A 19,141-nucleotide genomic window follows, 5' to 3' on the forward strand; every position below is an offset into this window, starting at 1 on the left:
ACTGTTTGGTCATGATGTTTAATCTGTATTCGCACCGCTGGCTATGTTCATATCAGCCACGGTTGGCTGGGAGGAAAAAGGGACGGCGAAAGAACCGCCCTAACCAAGCCAGTTTGGTGAGAGCCTGAATCAAAAGGCAACAGGCCAGTATGGCGACTTTTGGAACAGGCTCCGAGATTGAGGAAATGCATAGAATGACGAGCAAACCCAATGCCCGTACCGGAGGCCAGATTCTGGTGGATGCGCTGCGCATTCACGGGGCCGACCGCGTTTTCTGCGTGCCCGGCGAGAGCTATCTCGCGGCACTTGACGCCTTTCATGATGCCAGCGACGCGATCGATCTGGTCGTGTGCCGGCAGGAGGGCGGCGCGGCCTATATGGCGGAAGCCTATGGCAAGCTGACCGGCAAGCCCGGCATCTGCTTCGTCACACGCGGCCCCGGCGCGACCAATGCCTCGGTTGGCGTGCATACGGCCTTTCAGGATTCAACGCCGATGCTGCTCTTCATCGGTCAGGTCGCCAGCGATCAGGTCGAGCGCGAGGCGTTTCAGGAAATCGATTATCGCCGCATGTTCGGCCAGATGGCCAAATGGGTCGTGCAGATCGACGATGCCGCCCGCATACCGGAACTCGTCAGTCAGGCTTTCCATCGCGCCGTCAACGGGCGTCCCGGCCCGGTGGTGATCGCGCTCCCGGAAGACATGCTGACCTCCCATGCCGCCGTCAGCGACGCACCGGCTTACAAGCAGGTGCAGATGCATCCGGGCGCGGACCAGTTGCAGGACATGCAGGCGCTGCTTGCAAAGGCCGAGCGCCCACTGGTCATCGTCGGCGGTGGCGGCTGGAATGCACAAGCTGTCAGCGATCTGCGGAAATTTGCCGAGAACATGCATCTGCCGGTCGCGGCTTCCTTCCGCTGTCAGGACATGTTCGACAACACCCACCCGCTCTATGCGGGCGAAATGGGAACCTCGATCAGCCCCAAGCTGGCACAGCGCGTGCGCGATGCCGACCTGCTGATCGTCATCGGCGCGCGCCTCGGCGAAATGACGACGCAGGGCTACGAACTCGTCTCCATTCCGGTGCCGCAGCAAAAGCTCGTGCATATCCATCCGGGTGCGGAAGAACTTGGCCGCGTCTATCATGCGGACGTTCCAGTCAATGCCTCGATGCCTGCCTTCTGCGCGGCCGCGGCAAAGCTTAAGCCGGTTGCCGATCCGCGCTGGAAGGCATGGACCGACAGCGCCAATGCCGATTACCGCGACAATATCACATCGCCGGTCATCCCCGGCGATGTGCAGATGGGCGAAGTGATGGAATGGCTGCGCGCGCATCTGCCAGCCGACGCCATTATCACCAATGGCGCGGGCAATTATTCCGCCTGGCCGCATCGCTTCTACCAGTACCGCACCTATCGCAGCCAGCTTGCGCCCACCAACGGTTCCATGGGCTATGGCGTGCCGGCGGCGGTCGCGGCCAAGCTCACCGCACCGGAACGCACCGTGATTGCCTTTGCGGGCGACGGCTGTTTCCTCATGAACGGACAGGAACTGGCAACGGCGGCGCAATATGGCGCCAACGCTATTTTCATCGTCGTCAACAACGGCATGTACGGCACGATCCGCATGCATCAGGAACGTACCTATCCGGGCCGCGTTTCGGGCACCGGCCTTGCCAATCCTGACTTCGCGGCACTTGCCCGCGCCTATGGATTGCATGGCGAGGTGGTCGAAAAGACCGCTGATTTCGCGCCAGCCTTCGAGGCTTGCGAAAAATCCGGCAAGCCGGGCCTCATCGAAATCCGCATCGATCCCGAGGCGCTTTCACCGAAGATGAGCCTCAGCCAGATGCGCGAACAGGGTTTCGCCAAACAGAAGTAAAAACAAAAGAGCCCCGGTTTTCCGGGGCTCTTTCATCATTGGTCTGGCTTTACTTTACAGGCGGCGCGTACATCAGCCCGCCCTTGTTCCAAAGCGCATTGAGACCCCGGTCGATCTTGAGCAGGCTGCCCTTGCCGACGGTACGCTCGAACATTTCACCGTAGTTGCCGATCTTGGAAACGACATTATAGGCCCATTTCGGCTCAAGGCCGAGCTGCTGGCCGCTATCGCCTTCCGAGCCAAGGAAACGGCGCACGTCGGGCTTCTTGGAAGTGAGGTCCGCCTCAGCCGAAGCTTGCGTAACGCCCAGTTCCTCTGCCTCAAGCATCGCAAACAGGGTCCAGCGGACGATGTTGAACCATTTGTCGTCACCCTGACGGACGGCAGGTCCGAGCGGCTCCTTGGAAATCACTTCCGGCAGAACCGTGAAGGCGTCCGGCTCGGCAAGTTTGAGACGCTGCGCATAGAGCGCGGATGCGTCGGTCGTGTAAACATCGCAGCGACCCGTTTCAAACGCCTTCAGGATACCATCGGCGGAATCGATCACCACCGGCTCATATTTGATGTTGTTGGCGTTGAAATAATCGGCGGCGTTCTGTTCGGTGGTGGTGCCCTGTTCGGTGCAGACCGACGCGCCGTCGAGCTTAAGTGCACTATCGACGCCCAGATCCTTGCGGATCATGAAACCCTGACCGTCATAATAGGCTGTGCCGACAAAAAGAATGCCCATGCCCGCATCGCGTGAAAGCGTCCAGGTAGTCTGGCGCGAAAGCAGGTCAACCGTGCCGGATTGCAGCGCGGTAAAGCGCTCCTTGGTCGAAAGCGGAATGAAGCTCACCTTGTCGGGATCGCCGAAGACCGCAGCCGAAACCGCCCGACAGAAATCGATGTCGAAGCCGGTCCATTTGCCCTGATCGTCCGGCGACGAAAAGCCCGCGACGCCCTGGCTGACGCCGCAATTGATCTTGCCGCGTTCCTTCACGGTCGAAAGCGTATCCGCCTGCGCTCCGGTTTGAGCGGACAGGGCAAAGCCAGCCGCCAGCAACGAACCCAAAAGAATATTTTTCATTGTTCCTCCTCCCAGAGTTTCGGGCCAAGCCGATCCATTGCCCGGCGACATGCCGCCGGGCTTGTTGTTTGTTCAGTTATCCGACGACGAACTACTTCAGCGCAGCCGCGAAGCTATCCTCCAGAACGCTTAAGAGATGATCCGCATTGGCGCGGCTGAAAATCATCGGCGGGCGCATTTTCAGCACATTGTCGAACGGACCTTCGGTCCCCATCAGGATGCCGCGTTCGCGCGCGCCATCATTGATTTTCTTGGCCAGCGCCGTCGCCGGTTCCTTGGTCTTGCGATCCGTGACGAGTTCGATACCGAGGAACAGTCCCTGCCCGCGCACGTCGCCAATAATATCGAAGCGCTTCTGCATCGAACGGAAACCGTCGAGGAGATAATTGCCGATCTCCAGCGCGTTGCGGCGCAGATCGTTGCGCTCGATCACATCCAGCACCGCCAGACCTGCCGCGCAGGAAACCGGATTGCCGCCGAATGTGTTGAAATATTCCATTCCATTGTTGAAGCTGTCGGCCACTTCGCGGGTGGTGACAACCGCCGACATAGGATGGCCGTTGCCGATGGGCTTGCCCATGGTGACGATGTCCGGCACCACATCCTGCATTTCAAACGCCCACCAGTGGCTTCCGACGCGGCCAAAGCCGACCTGCACCTCATCCGCGATGCAAACGCCGCCAGCCGCCCGCACCATCCTGTAGACTTCCCTTAGATAGCCCTCCGGCAGGAAGACCTGACCGGCAACGCTCGGGATCGACTCGGCGATGAAATAGGCAGGGCCGCGTCCAAGGCTTTTGATGGTCTCGATCTGTTCGGCAATGCTTTCGGCAAAGCGCTTGCCATGCTCTGCAAGCGGCCAGTCTTCCGGCGCGCGATAGCTGTCGGGGATGGTCGCCTCGAACACATGGTCCGGGCGTCCCTTGCCGCCCTTGCGCTTGTACTTGTAGGGGCTGAGATCGATCAGCTCCTGCGTCGTGCCGTGATAGGCCCAGTCGAGCACCAGCGCATCGCGCTGGCCCGAATGCGCGCGCGCCATGCGCAGCGCCAGGCTGTTCGCCTCGCTGCCCGAACAGGCAAACGAGGCCACCGTCAAGCCTTCCGGCAAGGTCGCCGTCAGGCGCTCGGCATAGGAAACGATATTGTCATGCAGATAGCGCGTATTGGTGTTGAGGATCGCCGCCTGTCTGGCAATTGCCTCCACCACTTCCGGGTGCGCATGACCGAGATGGCAGACATTGTTGAAGCAGTCGAGATAGGCGCGTCCCCGATTGTCGATCAGCCGTGCACCCTCGCCGCGCACAAACTTGATCGGCTCGGAATAGGAAATGGAGAGGTTCGGCAGCAATATATCCTTGCGGACGCTGACGATTTCCGCCCGCGTGCGGCCGCTCTGGTGGAAGGCTTCCGCCGGAATGTCGGCAAGGGATGCCGCATCCGGGAAAATATCGGCCCAGACATCGAGATAGGCATTTTCGCCGACGCCCAGAATTTCCGCCGCCGTCAGTCCGGTATCTGTCGAAATCTGGAAATGGAGATGCGGCGTCCAGCCGCCATTCTCGTGCATGTCGCCCATATAGCCAACCAGTTCGCCAGCAGCGAGCTTCTGGCCGGGTTTCAGCCGCGACATCGCCTCATGCGCCATATGGCCCCAGAGCGTGATGAAGGGCGGGCAGTCTTCCGGCTGGTGTTCCAGCGCGATCAACCCGCCATAGCCGAGCGGCGCGGTCTCGATCTCAACGCTCTTCACGATTGCTGCAAGCGGCGTGTAGACAGGCGTGCCTGCGGGCATGAACAGATCAAGCCCCAGATGGTGGACACGCCGCTCGCCTTCGACAAAGCGCGAACGGAACGCTTCGTCGGTATAAACGGTACGCCTTTCGCCCCATGGTCCGATGCCCAGTTCGATACGGTTGCGGGCGCAGAAATCATCCCACCAGGCGGTCGCCTCCTTCGGGCGCTGCCCGGCGGAATCGACCGTCATCACATGAGCCGGATCGCCATAAGGCACCAGCGCCTTGTTCATCGTGGCGGGATGCGGGCGCACCACAGGCGCGAAAGCCTTGCTGTTCGCCGCGATCCAGCGGCGCACCGCACCGGCTCCCTCCACTGCATCGAAACCGCAGGCTTTGCGCAGGATCGCGGTGGCAAAGCGCGGATTCATGGCGTCGAGCTTGTGCAGAAGCCGCCAGGCCGGTGCTTCGCTGATCGCCAGATAAGGGTTGTCATCGGTCTTTTCGCGGCGCGAAGCCGACAGCGTGACGCTTGTCACAAGACGCATCGCGATCAGGTCGAACAGAAGATCGATTTCCTGCGGCAGGAGCGGATATTTCGCATGGAACCCGGCTGCAAGGGCGGCGGCGGCACCAATCGGGTCATCCATATCGAGGATGGAATAGGCACAGGCAATCGCGACCTCGGCAATCAGCACCGTATGGACGGAATCGCCGAAATCGATCAGCCCGGCAATGCGTTCATTATCCTGAGGGTCGACCAGCACGTTCCAGTCATTGGCGTCGTTGTGGATCACCTGCGCGCGCAGAAGCGGCAGTTTCGGCGCCACATCGCGCTCGAAACGGGCAAGGAAACGCTCCACAACGGCGCGGTCTTCCGCCTTGTCGATAAAATGCAGCCGGTTGCGGGCACGACCGGCATGACGCAGGTCCCAGTCGAAATCGCGCAGCGCGCCGGGATGGATGAAGCCTTGCAGGGCACGGTCAAGCTCGCCCAGCGCAGCGCCCAGATTTCTCATAAGCGTTTTGGTGCGCTTTACCTCCGCCAGCGGCGTGCCGGGAAGCCAGCTTGCCACCCGCAGCGCATGCGGCTTGCCCCCATCCTTATCGACAGAAGCCAGCACTTCGCCCGACAGGCTTGATTTCAGGCGCGGCACGGCCAGCGCCGGATCGGCCTTGGCCAGATGTTGCAGCAGCGCGGTCTGGAACTCGCTTTCGACCCGCGGCTCGCTGGCATTGACGATCTTCAATATCCAGTCCGCCGACCCGTTGCCCGTCTTCAGTCGGAAATTGCGGTCACGCTCGCTGTCCAGCGGCGAGGCACTGGCCGTCACCCCGAAATGAAGCTGGGCCAGCACTTCGGCCTCTTGCGCGGAAAAATCGGGGGCGGGATGCGAAAGATCGGTCATGGGAAGCGCTTCACGGGTTGAATGCAGATGGGGCGTCTCAAGATGAAAGCTTGGCACGTCGACAAATTTCAGGCATCAGACAAGTGGTCGGTCGGACCGGCACTTTGCCGGAATGGACCGGCACATTTACGGCAGCACGAAAGAACCGACCATGCGGGAACTGGATGCGAAGGATCGCGAGATACTGGCCATTCTCTCCAAGGAAGCGCGCATACCGCTGAAGACGCTGGCGGGCCGCATCGGGCTTTCGCGCAGCGCGACCGGCGAGCGCGTCGCCAATCTGGAGAAAAGCGGCGTCATTCGCGGCTATCGCGCGGATATTGGCCAGATCGACAGCAACATCATCCGCGCCATGATCCTGGTCAGTCTGAAGCGCACCCCGGCCCTCGGCCTGCTCGATGAACTGGCGCGGCACGCCGAAGTGCGCCGGGTTTCGTCGGTAAGCGGACAGCTCGATTTGATCGTTGAGGTTGAAGTTCCTTCCATCGACCGTCTCAATCGCCTGCGCGATCTGATGGCCACCCATGAAACGGTAGAGGATCTCACTACAGCTATCGTTCTTCGCCGGGATATCGAGCGTGAAAACGGCTGAAGAGCAGCTCTACCACTTTAGTCTGGATAGTTGCAATTTGCAGTGGACATTCCACCGGAAGTCGAACATAACGCCCCTGGGTTGAAAGGGAGGGGTCATGAAAACACTTAACCTATTCATTATCGGGTTCGGTTTCACCGCACTCGTCGTCACCTGCATTGTCGCCATTGGCGGCGGCACGATCTGAACGGCAATCGGCCATATATCATGCCCGCAGCAGGGGTTCTCCAAGGAAGATTGCTGACGACTCGCGCACGGCGCGGATCATGAAATCGCTCAACACCCGAATTCGCGGTGCGGCGACCACGTCGACGTGACAGCTCATCCAGTATTCACGCACAAGATGCATCTCGCGCGGCAGAACCGGAACCAGTTCCGGGTGTCGGCTTGCGATGAAATAAGGCAGCACGCACAGGCCATAACCGATCTGGGTGGCAATCAGCTGCGCATGGATGCTTGAGCTTTGATAGGTGCAGCGTTGCCCCGGCAGAATCTCGCGCATGTAGTCGAGGCCGGGCGTAAAAACCATGTCATCGATATAGCCGATGAACGGATGGCGGGCCATGTCCTCGCGCGTCCTGATTGGCGGATGCCGCTCCAGATAATCGCGATGACCATAGATGAAGAGACGATAGGGCGTCAGCTTCTCGCTGTGATAGGGGCCGGTGCGCGGCATGTGCAGCGTGATCGACAGTTCCGCTTCGCGTCGCGACAGTGACATGATCTGCTGGATCGTCACCACTTCCACAAACAGGCTCGGATAGGATTGCGCCAGCACCGGCAGGCGGTCGGCGAGAAAGAAATTGCCGAAGCCTTCCAGCGTCGAAAGACGCACGACGCCCGACAGCGCCGCCAGATTGCCCGTAGCTTCGGTCTGAAACTTGACCGCCTCGCGTTCCATGACCTCGGCGGATGTCACCAGCCGCTCGCCGATGGGCGTCAGCAGATAGCCGCGGGGATTGCGCTCGAAAAGTTTGGTGGCGAGAGCCTGTTCCAGCCGATCGATCCGCCGCAGCACCGTGACATGGCTGGTGCGCAGCTGGCGCGCCGCCGTGGAGAGCTGGCCGGTACGCGCAACCGCCAGAAAATATTGCAGGTCGTCCCATGTGAACTGCCGCATTCTCCCCTCCCAAACAGCTGCGTTGGCCTTCGCCTCGCCTTCTGTACGTTTTTGAACAGACAATGTTCAAAAATTGTTGTTCTTGTACGCATTTGTCAATGCTACCGTTTCAATCCAAGGCCCGGGTGGAGGAACAAATCGGGCGAAAGCAGAGGGCGAACGGCGAAGAGGAAAGCTGTTTCCCTGTCTCGAAAGACTGCTTGATGGAGGAATGCCGTGCGGTTTCCCCGCAATGGCTCAAGGTGTTATTGGGAGGAGCACTTCATGAAATGTCTCGCACTGGCAACGGCAGCGCTTTTTGCGGCCACGGCCATCTCATCGGCGGCGGAAATTTCCGACGGCAAGGTCAAGATCGGTATTCTGAACGACCAGTCCGGCGTCTATGCCGACTTCGGCGGCAAGTGGTCGTTCGAGGCCGCCAAGATGGCTGCCGAGGATTTTGGCGGCAAGGTGCTCGACGCGCCGATTGAGATCATCACCGCCGACCACCAGAACAAGCCGGACGTCGCCTCGAACATCGCGCGCCAGTGGTACGACACCGAGCAGGTCGATTCCATCATGGAACTGACGACCTCGTCTGTCGGCCTCGCGGTGCAGGCGCTGTCGAAAGACAAGAAAAAGATCACGATCAATACCGGCGCCGCTACATCCGAACTGACCGGCAAGCAGTGCACGCCATATGGCTTCCACTGGGCCTATGACACCCATGCGCTGGCGGTCGGCACCGGCGGCTCCCTCGTCCAGCAGGGCGGCGATACGTGGTATTTCCTCACCGCCGACTATGCCTTCGGCTATTCGCTGGAAGAACAGACCACGAAATTCGTCGAATCCAAGGGCGGCAAGGTGCTGGGCTCCGTACGCCACCCGCTGTCCACGACGGATTACTCGTCCTTCCTGTTGCAGGCCCAAGCTTCCGGCGCGAAGGTGGTAGGCCTCGCCAATGCGGGTCTCGACACATCGAATGCGATCAAGCAGGCGGCTGAATTCGGCATCGTTGCCGGCGGACAGCGCCTTGCCGCCCTGCTCTTCACGCTTGCCGAAGTGCATGGCCTCGGCCTCGAAGCAGCACAGGGGCTGACGCTGACCGAAGGCTTCTACTGGGACCGCGACGATGAATCCCGCGCATTCGCCAAGCGTTTCTTCGAGCGCACGGGCCGCATGCCGAACATGATCCAGGCAGGCACCTATTCCGCCGTCCTTCAATATCTGAAGGCGATCAAGGAAGCGGGCACCGACGAAACCGAAGCCGTTGCCAAGAAGCTGCATGAAATGCCGGTCGAAGACGTCTTCGCCCGCCACGGCAAGGTCGGCCCCAACGGACGCATGATCTATGACATGTATCTGATGGAAGTGAAAAAGCCTGATGAAAGCAAGGCGCCTTGGGATTACTATAAGGTTCTTGCCACCATCCCCGGCGATCAGGCCTACATGAAGCCGGAAGAAAGCGGCTGCCCGCTTGTGACGCAGTAAGAGGCTGGTTGAATGAACACAGCAACTGGCAATATGACGGCCCTGCATGAAGCAGGGCCGCACGATGGCGGCTCACCCGGCAGGATCGTTCTGTCGGCGCGCGGACTGGGCAAGTCCTTTGGCGGCTTTCACGCGGTCAGGAATGTCGATCTCGATGTGGAACATGCCCGCGTCCACGCGCTGATCGGGCCGAACGGCGCGGGCAAGACGACCGTATTCAACCTCCTGACCAAGTTCCTGCAGCCATCGAGCGGTGAGATCACGCTTCTGGGCGAAACCATCACCAAGACCGATCCGGCCAGGGTGGCGCGCATGGGGCTGGTGCGCTCGTTCCAGATTTCGGCCACCTTTCCGCATCTCACCGTGCTGGAAAACGTCAAGGTCGCGCTGCAGCGCCCCAACGGGCTTGCCACGCAATTCTGGCGTCCGCTATCGGCACTCGACCGGCTCGATGCACAGGCGATCGCGCTTCTGGAGCGCGTCGGCCTTGCCGATGCCCGCCATGCGCTGGCCGCCGATCTGTCCTATGGCCGCAAGCGCGCGCTTGAGATCGCGACCACGCTGGCGCTCGATCCCAAGGTGCTGCTGCTTGATGAGCCGATGGCCGGCATGGGCCATGAAGACGTCCACACCATTGCCGCCCTCATCGCCGATGTGGCCAAGGACCGCGCGGTGCTGATGGTCGAACACAATCTCAAGGTGGTGGCCGACATTGCCCACCACGTCACGGTGCTGCAGCGCGGCGAAATTCTCGCCTCCGGCAATTATGCCACCGTCTCGCAGGACGAGCGCGTGCGCACCGCCTATATGGGAACCGAACATGAATAGAGGCCAACCGCTCCTGTCCGTGCGCGGGCTCAATGCCTGGTATGGCGAAAGCCACGCCCTGCACGGCGTCGACCTCGACATCTGGCCGGGCGAAACGATCACGCTTCTGGGCCGCAACGGCGTCGGCAAGACAACGACGCTGCGCGCCATCATGGGCATCATCCGCAAGCGCACCGGCACCATCACGCTCGACGGCAAGGACATCATGCGGGTGCCGCTGCACCGCATTGCCCATGCCGGTCTCGGCTTTGTGCCGGAAGAACGCGGCATCTTCGCCACGCTCAGCGTGCACGAAAACCTGCTTTTGCCGCCGGTCGTCGCCAAAAGCGGCCAGAGCCTTATGTCTCTGGATGAGATCTACGAACTCTTCCCCAACCTGCATGAGCGCCGCAACAGCCCCGGCACCAAGCTTTCCGGCGGCGAGCAGCAGATGCTGGCCATTGCGCGCATCCTGCGCACCGGGGTCAAGGTGCTGCTGCTGGACGAGCCGACCGAAGGGCTTGCGCCCGTCATCGTGCAGCGCATCGGCGATGTGCTGGTGGAATTGAAGAAACGCGGCATGACCGTGCTTCTGGTCGAACAGAACTTCCGCTTTGCCGCCAAGGTCGCCGACCGCTTCTACCTCATGGATCATGGCGTGGTGACGGAAAACTTCCCGACCGCCGAACTGCCTGCCCGCATGGCAGAACTCACGCATGCGCTGGGGGTCTGAATGACAACGATTTTTGGAATACCTTTGCAGGCCCTTCTCGGGCAGTTGCTGGTCGGCCTCATCAACGGCTCTTTCTATGCGATGCTGAGCCTCGGCCTTGCCATCATCTTCGGGCTCCTGCGCATCATCAATTTCGCCCATGGCGCGCAATATATGCTCGGCGCCTTTGTGGGCTATCTGCTGTTGAGCTGGCTCGGCATCGGCTACTGGCCGGCGCTGATCCTCGCCCCGCTCATCGTCGGGCTGGGTGGCGCCATTGTCGAGCGCGTGGCGCTGTCGCGGCTTTATAATCTCGATCCGCTCTATGGGCTGCTCTTCACCTTCGGCCTTGCGCTCGTGATCGAAGGCACGTTCCGCTATTATTATGGCGCTGCCGGTCAGCCCTATGCGGTGCCGCCGTCGCTTGCGGGCGGGCATAATCTCGGCTTCATGTTCCTGCCCAACTATCGCGCCTGGGTGGTCGTCGCCTCGCTCATCGTCTGCCTTGGCACCTGGCTCTTGATCGAAAAGACCAAGCTTGGCGCTTACTTGCGCGCCGCGACGGAAAACCCGACGCTGGTGAAGGCCTTCGGCATCAATGTGCCGCTGCTTCTCACCTTCACCTATGCGCTCGGCGCCGCCCTTGCCGGTCTTGCGGGCGTCATGGCCGCGCCGATCTATCAGGTCAGCCCGCTGATGGGTTCCAACATCATCATCGTGGTCTTTGCCGTGGTGGTGGTGGGCGGCATGGGATCGATCCTCGGCGCCATCATCACCGGCTATGTGCTGGGGCTGGCGGAAGGCCTCACCAAGGTCTTCTACCCGGAAGCCTCCAGCATCGTCATCTTCGTCATCATGGCAATCGTCCTTCTGGTGCGACCCGCCGGATTGTTCGGGAAGGAGGCCTGACATGGCTGATACCGCTCTCAAGGCCGCCCCCCACAGCAAGACGCCTGCCGTCAACAGCCTCTCGGTCGTCGTCCTCGGCATTGCCCTGATCGGGCTGCTGGCCGCGCCATTCATGGTCTACCCGATCTTCCTGATGAAGATGCTGTGCTTTGCGCTGTTCGCCTCGGCCTTCAATCTTCTTCTGGGCTATACCGGCATTCTGTCCTTCGGCCATGCCGCCTTCTTCGGCGGTGCGGCCTATATCACCGCCCACACGGTCAAGGTCTGGGGCGTCACGCCGGAACTCGGCCTCGTGCTCGGCATCCTTGCCGCCGCCGCCCTTGGCCTCGTCATCGGCTATCTCGCCATCCGCCGTCAGGGCATCTATTCGACGATGATCACGCTGGCGCTGGCGCAGATGTTCTTCTTCTTCTGCCTGCAAGCCTCCTTCACCCATGGCGAGGACGGATTGCAGGGCGTGCCGCGCGGCTATCTCTTCGGCTTCATCGACCTCAACCAGCCGATGACCATGTATTACTTCGTGCTGGCGGTGTTCGTGCTTGGAATGTTCGTCATCTGGCGCATCATCAACTCGCCCTTCGGCATGATCCTGAAATCGGTGCGCGAGAATGAAAACCGCGCCGTGTCGCTTGGGCTTTCCGTCAACCGCTACAAGCTTGCAGCCTTCGTCATGTCGGCAGCGCTTGCCGGTCTTGCAGGCGGGCTGAAGGCGCTCGTCTTCCAGTTCGCGACGCTCACCGATGTCGGCTGGCAGATGTCGGGCGAAGTGATCCTGATGACGCTGCTCGGCGGCATTGGCACGCTGATCGGCCCCATCGTCGGCGCCGCCTTCGTCGTCGCCTTGCAGAACTATCTTGCAACATCCGATTTCCCCGTCACCATCGTTACCGGCGTCATCTTCATGGCCTGCGTCCTTCTCTTCCGAAAAGGCATCGTTGGCGAGTTTTATGCGTCGCGCCTTGGAAAGAGGCTTTTCGGATAACCGACACTGCGGAGCCACCCGCGCATTCGGTGGCTCCCGTCTTTTACTGGATATGAGATCATGACCGACACCTACGATTACATCGTGGTTGGCGCGGGCACGGCAGGTTGCGCGCTTGCGAACCGGCTTTCCGCAGACCACAACCGCTCCGTGCTGCTGCTGGAGGCAGGCGGCAAGGACAATTATGCCTGGATTCATATCCCCGTCGGCTATCTCTATTGCATCGGCAACCCGCGCACCGACTGGTGTTTTACCACAGAGGCCGAACCGGGACTGAATGGCCGCTCGCTCGGCTATCCGCGCGGCAAGGTGCTGGGCGGCTGTTCCTCCATCAACGGCATGATCTATATGCGCGGCCAGGCCCGCGATTACGACCTGTGGCGTCAGGCCGGTTGCGACGGCTGGGGCTGGGACGATGTGCTGCCGCTGTTCAAGAAATCGGAAGACTATTTTGCCGGTGCAAGCGACCTGCATGGCGCGGGCGGCGAATGGCGGGTCGAAAGCGCCCGCCTGCATTGGGATATCCTCGATGCGTTTCGTGATGCGGCCGTTGCGGCAGGCATTCCCGCCACCGACGATTTCAATCGCGGCGACAATGAAGGTGTGTCCTATTTCAAGGTCAACCAGAAGCGCGGCATACGCTGGAACAGCGCCAAGGCCTTTCTGCGCCCGGCGCTGGATCGCAAGAACCTCACCGTCGAAACCGGCGCGCATGTCCGCCGCATCGAGATCGAGGACTTGCGCGCCACCGGCGTCACCTTCGACCAGAACGGCGCGACCCGCACGGTGAAGGCACGGCGTGAGGTGATTCTCGCCGCCGGTGCGGTCGGTTCGCCGCAAATCCTCGAACTGTCCGGCATCGGGCGCGGCGACGTGCTGCAACAGGCGGGCATCCCGGTCAAGCTGGAGCGAAAGCAGCTTGGCGAAAACCTGCAGGATCATCTGCAATTGCGTTGCGCCTATAAGGTCAACGGCATCCCGACGCTCAACGAGAAGGCAAGCAAGCTCGTCGGCAAGGCGATGATCGGGCTTGAATATCTGCTGCGCCGTTCTGGTCCCATGTCGATGGCGCCAAGCCAGCTCGGCGTTTTCACCCGGTCCGACCCGTCCTATGAAACCGCCAATCTGCAATATCATGTGCAGCCGCTCAGCCTTGAGAAGTTCGGCGAGGCCGTGCACCCCTTCCCCGCCTTTACGGCCAGCGTGTGCAATCTGCGCCCTGACAGCCGCGGCTCGATCCATATCAAATCGCCGGATCACCGGACCCAACCGGCGATCAGGCCGAATTATCTGGCGACCGAAAGCGACCGCCGCGTCGCTGCTGACGCAATCCGCCTCACCCGCCATATCGTTGCGCAGGCTCCCTTGCAGAAATATCATCCGGAAGAGTTCAAGCCCGGGCCTGCTTACGAAACGCAGGAACAGCTTGAAAAGGCCGCGGGCGATATTGGCACGACCATCTTCCACCCGGTCGGCACCTGCCGCATGGGGCAGGATGCGGAAGCAATCGTCGATCCGCGCCTGCGCTTCAACGGTATTGCGGGCCTGCGCGTGGCCGACGCCTCCGTCATGCCGACCATCACGTCGGGCAACACCAATTCACCGACTCTCATGATCGCCGAAAAGGCCGCGCAGATGATTATCGCGGATAATCGGTAGAACCAGATTCCTGCGAAGACAGTGAGCGGAAATGGCAATCCGCTCACCGTCTTGTGAACGCAATTTCGGCATCATCGCGTGAACAAATTCTGAAATAATTTTCCTTGTTTCTTGGCAGGTAAAAGGGAATTATCGGTCACAAGGTGGGCAGGGGGAGAAAGATCATCTCAAAGATCGCTTTCCGGGACCGGCTCTCCACAATGTTCAGCTAAGGAAAACAACAATGTCGTCAGCCCTTTCCCGTTATGCTTTGACCCGTCGCGCGGGTCTGAAAGCCCTTCTCTTCACTGCAGCCGCCCTGACCGTCGGCTTCGCGTCGGCCCCGAGCCACGCGGAAGACAAGACCATCAAGGTCGGCATCATGGGCGGCGAAGATGAAGACGTCTGGAAAGTCGTTGCCGAAGAAGGCAAGAAGCACGGCCTCAACATCGAGCGCGTGACCTTCAACGATTACAACCAGCCGAACGAAGCCCTGGAACGCAAGGAAATCGACGCCAACGCCTTCCAGCACAAGCCCTATCTCGACGAGCAGATCAAGCAGCACGGCTACAAGATTTCCGTTGCCGGTTACACCGCCGTCTGGCCGATCGGCATCTATTCGCGCAAGCACAAGAGCCTTGACGAACTGAAGGAAGGTGCGGTCGTCGGCGTACCGAACGATCCGTCGAACGAGGGCCGCGCGCTGCGCGTTCTGGAAGAAAAGGGCCTCATCAAGCTGAAGCCGGATGCAGGCATTCTGGCGACCCCGATCGATATCGTCGAAAACCCGAAGAAGCTTGAGATCAAGGAACTCGACGCCGGTGTCGTCGGCCGTTCCATTGACGACCTCGATGCGGCAATCGTGAACAACGACTGGGCCGCAAAGGCAGACCTCAAGAAGGAAGAGGCAATCGGCTGGGAGTCGAAGGAAAACAACCCGTACAACAATTTCATCGCGGTCCGCACCGAAGACGAAAACGCCGAATGGGTGAAGAAGCTCGTGGCTTCGTTCCAGAACGATGCCGTGAAGGCCGAACTCGACCGCGCCTACAAGGGCACCGGCATCCCGGCCTGGAACTAATCGACAGAATGGCAGAAAGACCGCGCCGGAAGCGTTTCCGGCGCGGCTTTTGTTGACGCGCAGACAAAAATTGCCCTAAAGCATCGCCACGGCAAAAGCTGATGGCTTGAGCCAGGCATCATCTTTCCTTGAAGCCTTATCCGATTGCAGTTCGCCGCTGTTTGCAGCGGCCCATACAGACATAGAAGAAACGACCGTGACCATTGAAAAGCCACCCGCCGCGTCCGCGCCCATCGTCGAGATGAAAGACGTGCGCCGAATGTTCGGCGAAACGGCGGCGATCAACGGCGTTTCGCTTTCCGTCGCGCGCGGCGAAATCCTCGGCATTATCGGTCGCAGCGGCGCGGGCAAGTCCACGCTGATCCGCTGCGTCAACGGCCTTGAAGAGCCGGATGCCGGTTCGATCCTGATCGAAGGCCGCGAAATCACTGGCCTTGGCGAAGACGCGCTGCGCCCGGTGCGCCGCCGCATCGGCATGGTGTTCCAGCACTTCAACCTGCTTTCCGCCAAGACGGTTGCCGAAAACATCGCCCTGCCGCTGAAGATCGCGGGCAAGCCGAAGGCCGAACGCGCCCGGCGCGTGGCCGAACTTCTGGAACTTGTCGGCCTTTCCGACAAGGCGGCACATTATCCGGCCCAGCTTTCCGGCGGCCAGAAGCAGCGCGTCGGCATTGCCCGCGCGCTCGCCGCCGAACCTGCCGTGCTGCTGTCCGATGAAGCGACATCCGCCCTCGACCCGGAAACCACGCAGTCCATTCTGGCGCTCTTGAAAGACATCAACACCAAGCTTGGCCTTACCATCCTGCTCATCACGCATGAGATGGAGGTTATCCGCCGCATTGCCGACCGCGTGATCGTCCTCGACCATGGCACCATCGCCGAGGAAGGCCCGGTTTGGAAAGTCTTCGCCAATCCGCAATCGCCTGTGACGCAGAGCATGTTGCAGGTGCTGACGCCGGAACTGCCCGTCGTCTGGCGCGACCGGCTGCAAAAATCCGGCGATCTCGCCGTGCTGAAAGTCAAGCTGTCGGGCGCGGCGGCAAAAGGCGCGTTCTTCAGTGATATCGCAGCCGCCACCCAGATAGCCCCGCAACTGATCCATGGCGGCATGGACACGATCCAGGGCGAGCCGGTCGGCACGCTGTTCATCGGCCTGCCCGCAGGCGACCAGGCGAAACTTGACGCCGCCATCACCTATCTCGACACCCATGCAGACGCCACGGAGGTACTCGGCTATGTCTCAGGCAATGCTTGATCTTCTCTGGCGCTCCTTCTGGGAGACGATCATCATGACCGGCTTTTCGAGCCTGATTTCGCTCGTCATCGGCCTGCCGCTTGCGCTCATCATGATCCTGACCGAGCGCGGCGGCCTTGCCCAGAACCTGACGGTCAACACGATCCTCGGCGCGATCATCAACGGCTTCCGCTCGGTTCCGTTCATCATCCTTCTGGTGGCGCTCATCCCCGTCACGCGCTTCATCGTCGGCACCTCCATCGGGACATGGGCCTCCATCGTGCCGCTGTCGATTGCCGCGATCCCCTATTATGCGCGCATTGCGGAAGTGTCGCTGCGTGAAGTGGACCATGGCCTCATCGAAGCCGCGCGCTCCATGGGCGCAAACCGCTGGACCATCGTGCGCGAAGTGCTCGTTCCCGAAGCCCTGCCCGGCATCATCGCCGGTTTCACCGTGACCATCATCACGCTTGTCGGCGCATCGGCCATGGCGGGCGCCATCGGCGCGGGCGGTCTTGGCGACCTTGCCATTCGCTACGGCTATCAGCGCTTCGAGACGCAAATCATGATCGCGGTCGTGATCATCCTCATCATCATGGTTTGCGGCATCCAGTGGATCGGCGACCGGCTGGTGAACCGCCTCGACAAGCGCAACCTGCGCGCCTGAGAACGGTCTTCGCCGCGCAACACAAGAGGCCGGAGCACTTTCCGCGAAAGCGCAACGCGGTTTTGCGGGGAATGCTCTACAGCCAGGGCAGCTCTTTCAGGCGGTCGGGCAGTTCCATCTGACCGCTCAGAAAGAAATACTTCATCAGTATGAGGAGCGATACGAGCTTCTCGGTTCGTTTATCGAAGAATATGGCGCAATAATCATTGGCGTTCTTGATTATTTCCTCCGCCGCAAACGGGTATTGATTATAATATTTGATCTTCTCGGGCAGGTCGGAGAAATCATCGTTCAGTAGAACGAAATGGAACCCCGGCACAAGCCGCCCCTCCATAAACCACGTTTCGTAGATGCATTTTGGCATCATGCACAGGGATTTGCTGGACATGATCCATTTCAGGTTGGTGGCAACATCTATTCCTTCGACGGACAGGATATAGCGATACTGAAGCTGTGCCCTCATCGACAACCAGGGCTTGATGTATTTTTCTGGAAGATTGCCGTTTACGAGCCCGACATCGCACAGGGGATGATCGTGGAAGCCCTCCACGAGTTGCCGCCTTTTGACGTTGTTATCCCTGCCCCGCCACACGGCCCGGGGGAGCTTGGCACGGAAATCCAACCGATCTTTTATGGTATAATAATGCCGAAACTTATCCAGATTCAGGACAACGGAGTTTGAATTATCGCCAGCGATGGGCCGGCTTTTTACGATGGACGGCACTGCCGGGATTTCCGTAACATCGCCAAAAACGTAGGAAAGACCCAGCCCCTTCTTGAAATACCTAAAGTATTCTTTTAGATCATAGTAATACATACTCCCAAATTTATCCACACCGCTCAAGGATACTGGGTCATATAACGTGAATTTTGAGCTCAGTTTGTTGCAATAATTTACCCTTTCGAAACTTTCGCATATTTCTTCCATCGAGAAAGGGTCTATTGCGGAATAGAAATCACATTGAGATATACGCGACTTAAAGCTGTCCGAAGCAACATTACCAATATAATATTGCAACCTGCGAAAAACACGCATAATATATCCTGATACAAAAATTAATTCATAGTATTCTATAATTTATTATAAACATTATGTAGAAATTATGGCATTATATTTGCATTTAAACAAGATATATATTATATAGTTGTGACAAATATATTGGCCGCTATTTTGATGGAATACTGTTTCCCCGCGAGCCATCACAGCGGCCCACACCGACATCGGGCGGATGCTGCAGCCGTTGAAATGATAGCGCCCGGAAGCTGCGGCGACGCGAACCGCCGCTTTTCGGGCCTCAGCGCTTACGCTCACGGAAACCCGCTTCCAGCGTGTTTCCATCGGGATCGAAGACGAGCGCGGCGTAATAGCCCATCTCTTCGGGCCCCTGATAGGCGGGGCCGCCGCTATCCCTGCCGCCCGCTTTGAGTGCCGCCTGATGAAACGCCTCCACCGCCTCGCGGCTTCCGGCTGTAAACATCAGGTGCAGGCGGTCGCCTGGCTTGTCTTCGCCGTCGACTATCCCATCGGCACTGCCGTGGATCCACAGAAACGGAACAGGTGCCCTCTCCCCGCCGCTGACGAAGAAGCCGCTGCCGGACCGGGCAATGACCTCCAGTCCGAGTTCGGGCATGCAGCTTTCGTAAAAGGAAAGGCTGCGATTGACGTTACGGGCCTTGAAACCGATGTGATCGAAGAGCGACATGGGATGCAATATATCGCGGCCAATTATAAAGAAAAGCGGCGCCATCAATCTTCAATACTTGGCAATATGAGAGCGTGAATCAAAAAGGCGGTATGTGTGGGCGAAAATGGTGATTTTCGAGTACCGGAGCGGAGC

General features: G+C 59.7%; 16 protein-coding genes. 11 read left to right on the forward strand and 5 right to left on the reverse strand.

Annotated features, from left to right (window positions below; genetic code table 11):
- The first annotated feature begins 194 nt into the window (after positions 1-194).
- Positions 195-1,880: a thiamine pyrophosphate-binding protein gene (locus tag F9K78_RS02000; protein ID WP_122066396.1), complete on the forward strand. Its 1,686-nt coding sequence runs from the start codon at positions 195-197 to the stop codon at positions 1,878-1,880.
- A gap of 49 nt (positions 1,881-1,929) precedes the next feature.
- Here F9K78_RS02000 and F9K78_RS02005 read toward each other — a convergent pair whose 3' ends face one another.
- Positions 1,930-2,949, reverse strand: coding sequence for an amino acid ABC transporter substrate-binding protein (locus tag F9K78_RS02005; protein ID WP_121985877.1), 1,020 nt, complete (start codon positions 2,947-2,949; stop codon positions 1,930-1,932).
- A gap of 91 nt (positions 2,950-3,040) precedes the next feature.
- The gene (locus F9K78_RS02010) at positions 3,041-6,091 is read right to left on the reverse strand and encodes an aminotransferase class III-fold pyridoxal phosphate-dependent enzyme (protein ID WP_121986031.1); all 3,051 of its coding nucleotides are present in this window, start codon (positions 6,089-6,091) and stop codon (positions 3,041-3,043) included.
- Positions 6,092-6,242: 151 nt separating this feature from the next.
- On the opposite strand from F9K78_RS02010, the gene F9K78_RS02015 reads away from it, so the two are divergent.
- The gene (locus F9K78_RS02015) at positions 6,243-6,683 is read left to right on the forward strand and encodes an Lrp/AsnC family transcriptional regulator (RefSeq protein ID WP_121981789.1); all 441 of its coding nucleotides are present in this window, start codon (positions 6,243-6,245) and stop codon (positions 6,681-6,683) included.
- 205 nt (positions 6,684-6,888) lie between these two features.
- Here the strand turns inward: F9K78_RS02015 and F9K78_RS02020 are convergent, their stop codons facing one another.
- The gene (locus F9K78_RS02020; protein ID WP_121981740.1) at positions 6,889-7,803 is read right to left on the reverse strand and encodes a LysR family transcriptional regulator; all 915 of its coding nucleotides are present in this window, start codon (positions 7,801-7,803) and stop codon (positions 6,889-6,891) included.
- A 264-nt stretch (positions 7,804-8,067) separates the two neighbouring features.
- On the opposite strand from F9K78_RS02020, the gene F9K78_RS02025 reads away from it, so the two are divergent.
- The 9 genes from F9K78_RS02025 to F9K78_RS02065 all read left to right on the forward strand — a co-directional run bounded on the left by F9K78_RS02025 (position 8,068) and on the right by F9K78_RS02065 (position 17,303).
- Positions 8,068-9,273 carry an ABC transporter substrate-binding protein gene (locus F9K78_RS02025; protein ID WP_121981739.1) on the forward strand — a complete coding sequence of 402 codons (1,206 nt, stop codon included), beginning with the start codon at positions 8,068-8,070 and terminating at the stop codon, positions 9,271-9,273.
- A 12-nt stretch (positions 9,274-9,285) separates the two neighbouring features.
- The gene (locus F9K78_RS02030) at positions 9,286-10,101 is read left to right on the forward strand and encodes an ABC transporter ATP-binding protein (RefSeq protein ID WP_121981738.1); all 816 of its coding nucleotides are present in this window, start codon (positions 9,286-9,288) and stop codon (positions 10,099-10,101) included.
- Positions 10,094-10,813, forward strand: a complete 720-nt coding sequence (locus tag F9K78_RS02035; RefSeq protein WP_121985876.1) for an ABC transporter ATP-binding protein — start codon at positions 10,094-10,096, stop codon at positions 10,811-10,813. Before F9K78_RS02030 ends, F9K78_RS02035 begins: the two co-directional genes overlap by 8 nt.
- The gene (locus F9K78_RS02040) at positions 10,814-11,701 is read left to right on the forward strand and encodes a branched-chain amino acid ABC transporter permease (protein ID WP_121985875.1); all 888 of its coding nucleotides are present in this window, start codon (positions 10,814-10,816) and stop codon (positions 11,699-11,701) included.
- 1 nt (position 11,702) lies between these two features.
- The gene (locus tag F9K78_RS02045; RefSeq protein WP_121985874.1) at positions 11,703-12,683 is read left to right on the forward strand and encodes a branched-chain amino acid ABC transporter permease; all 981 of its coding nucleotides are present in this window, start codon (positions 11,703-11,705) and stop codon (positions 12,681-12,683) included.
- Positions 12,684-12,743: 60 nt separating this feature from the next.
- Positions 12,744-14,342 (forward strand): GMC family oxidoreductase, encoded by a 1,599-nt coding sequence (locus F9K78_RS02050; RefSeq protein ID WP_121985873.1) that lies wholly within the window; start codon positions 12,744-12,746, stop codon positions 14,340-14,342.
- Between the two features lie 223 nt (positions 14,343-14,565).
- A complete protein-coding gene (locus F9K78_RS02055) occupies positions 14,566-15,402 on the forward strand; it encodes a MetQ/NlpA family ABC transporter substrate-binding protein (protein WP_121981733.1) in 837 nt (278 codons plus the stop codon).
- Positions 15,403-15,598: 196 nt separating this feature from the next.
- Complete coding sequence (locus F9K78_RS02060; RefSeq protein ID WP_121986030.1) at positions 15,599-16,657, forward strand: methionine ABC transporter ATP-binding protein; 1,059 nt, start codon at positions 15,599-15,601, stop codon at positions 16,655-16,657.
- Positions 16,638-17,303, forward strand: coding sequence for a methionine ABC transporter permease (locus F9K78_RS02065; RefSeq protein WP_121985872.1), 666 nt, complete (start codon positions 16,638-16,640; stop codon positions 17,301-17,303). Before F9K78_RS02060 ends, F9K78_RS02065 begins: the two co-directional genes overlap by 20 nt.
- A 76-nt stretch (positions 17,304-17,379) precedes the next feature.
- Here the strand turns inward: F9K78_RS02065 and F9K78_RS02070 are convergent, their stop codons facing one another.
- Positions 17,380-18,120 (reverse strand): glycosyl transferase family 90, encoded by a 741-nt coding sequence (locus F9K78_RS02070; protein ID WP_162929752.1) that lies wholly within the window; start codon positions 18,118-18,120, stop codon positions 17,380-17,382.
- A gap of 478 nt (positions 18,121-18,598) precedes the next feature.
- Positions 18,599-19,006, reverse strand: coding sequence for a VOC family protein (locus F9K78_RS02075; protein ID WP_121981787.1), 408 nt, complete (start codon positions 19,004-19,006; stop codon positions 18,599-18,601).
- Positions 19,007-19,141: the final 135 nt, after the last annotated feature.

This window comes from Brucella pseudintermedia (assembly GCF_008932435.1).
Taxonomy (GTDB): Bacteria; Pseudomonadota; Alphaproteobacteria; order Rhizobiales; family Rhizobiaceae; genus Brucella; species Brucella pseudintermedia.

Coding starts and splice junctions, on each gene's coding strand:
- F9K78_RS02000 (WP_122066396.1), top strand. CDS start 195: ATGACGAGCAAACCCAATGCCCGTACCGGAGGCCAGATTCTGGTGGAT.
- F9K78_RS02005 (WP_121985877.1), bottom strand. CDS start 2,949: ATGAAAAATATTCTTTTGGGTTCGTTGCTGGCGGCTGGCTTTGCCCTG.
- F9K78_RS02010 (WP_121986031.1), bottom strand. CDS start 6,091: ATGACCGATCTTTCGCATCCCGCCCCCGATTTTTCCGCGCAAGAGGCC.
- F9K78_RS02015 (WP_121981789.1), top strand. CDS start 6,243: ATGCGGGAACTGGATGCGAAGGATCGCGAGATACTGGCCATTCTCTCC.
- F9K78_RS02020 (WP_121981740.1), bottom strand. CDS start 7,803: ATGCGGCAGTTCACATGGGACGACCTGCAATATTTTCTGGCGGTTGCG.
- F9K78_RS02025 (WP_121981739.1), top strand. CDS start 8,068: ATGAAATGTCTCGCACTGGCAACGGCAGCGCTTTTTGCGGCCACGGCC.
- F9K78_RS02030 (WP_121981738.1), top strand. CDS start 9,286: ATGAACACAGCAACTGGCAATATGACGGCCCTGCATGAAGCAGGGCCG.
- F9K78_RS02035 (WP_121985876.1), top strand. CDS start 10,094: ATGAATAGAGGCCAACCGCTCCTGTCCGTGCGCGGGCTCAATGCCTGG.
- F9K78_RS02040 (WP_121985875.1), top strand. CDS start 10,814: ATGACAACGATTTTTGGAATACCTTTGCAGGCCCTTCTCGGGCAGTTG.
- F9K78_RS02045 (WP_121985874.1), top strand. CDS start 11,703: ATGGCTGATACCGCTCTCAAGGCCGCCCCCCACAGCAAGACGCCTGCC.
- F9K78_RS02050 (WP_121985873.1), top strand. CDS start 12,744: ATGACCGACACCTACGATTACATCGTGGTTGGCGCGGGCACGGCAGGT.
- F9K78_RS02055 (WP_121981733.1), top strand. CDS start 14,566: ATGTCGTCAGCCCTTTCCCGTTATGCTTTGACCCGTCGCGCGGGTCTG.
- F9K78_RS02065 (WP_121985872.1), top strand. CDS start 16,638: ATGTCTCAGGCAATGCTTGATCTTCTCTGGCGCTCCTTCTGGGAGACG.
- F9K78_RS02070 (WP_162929752.1), bottom strand. CDS start 18,120: ATGTATTACTATGATCTAAAAGAATACTTTAGGTATTTCAAGAAGGGG.
- F9K78_RS02075 (WP_121981787.1), bottom strand. CDS start 19,006: ATGTCGCTCTTCGATCACATCGGTTTCAAGGCCCGTAACGTCAATCGC.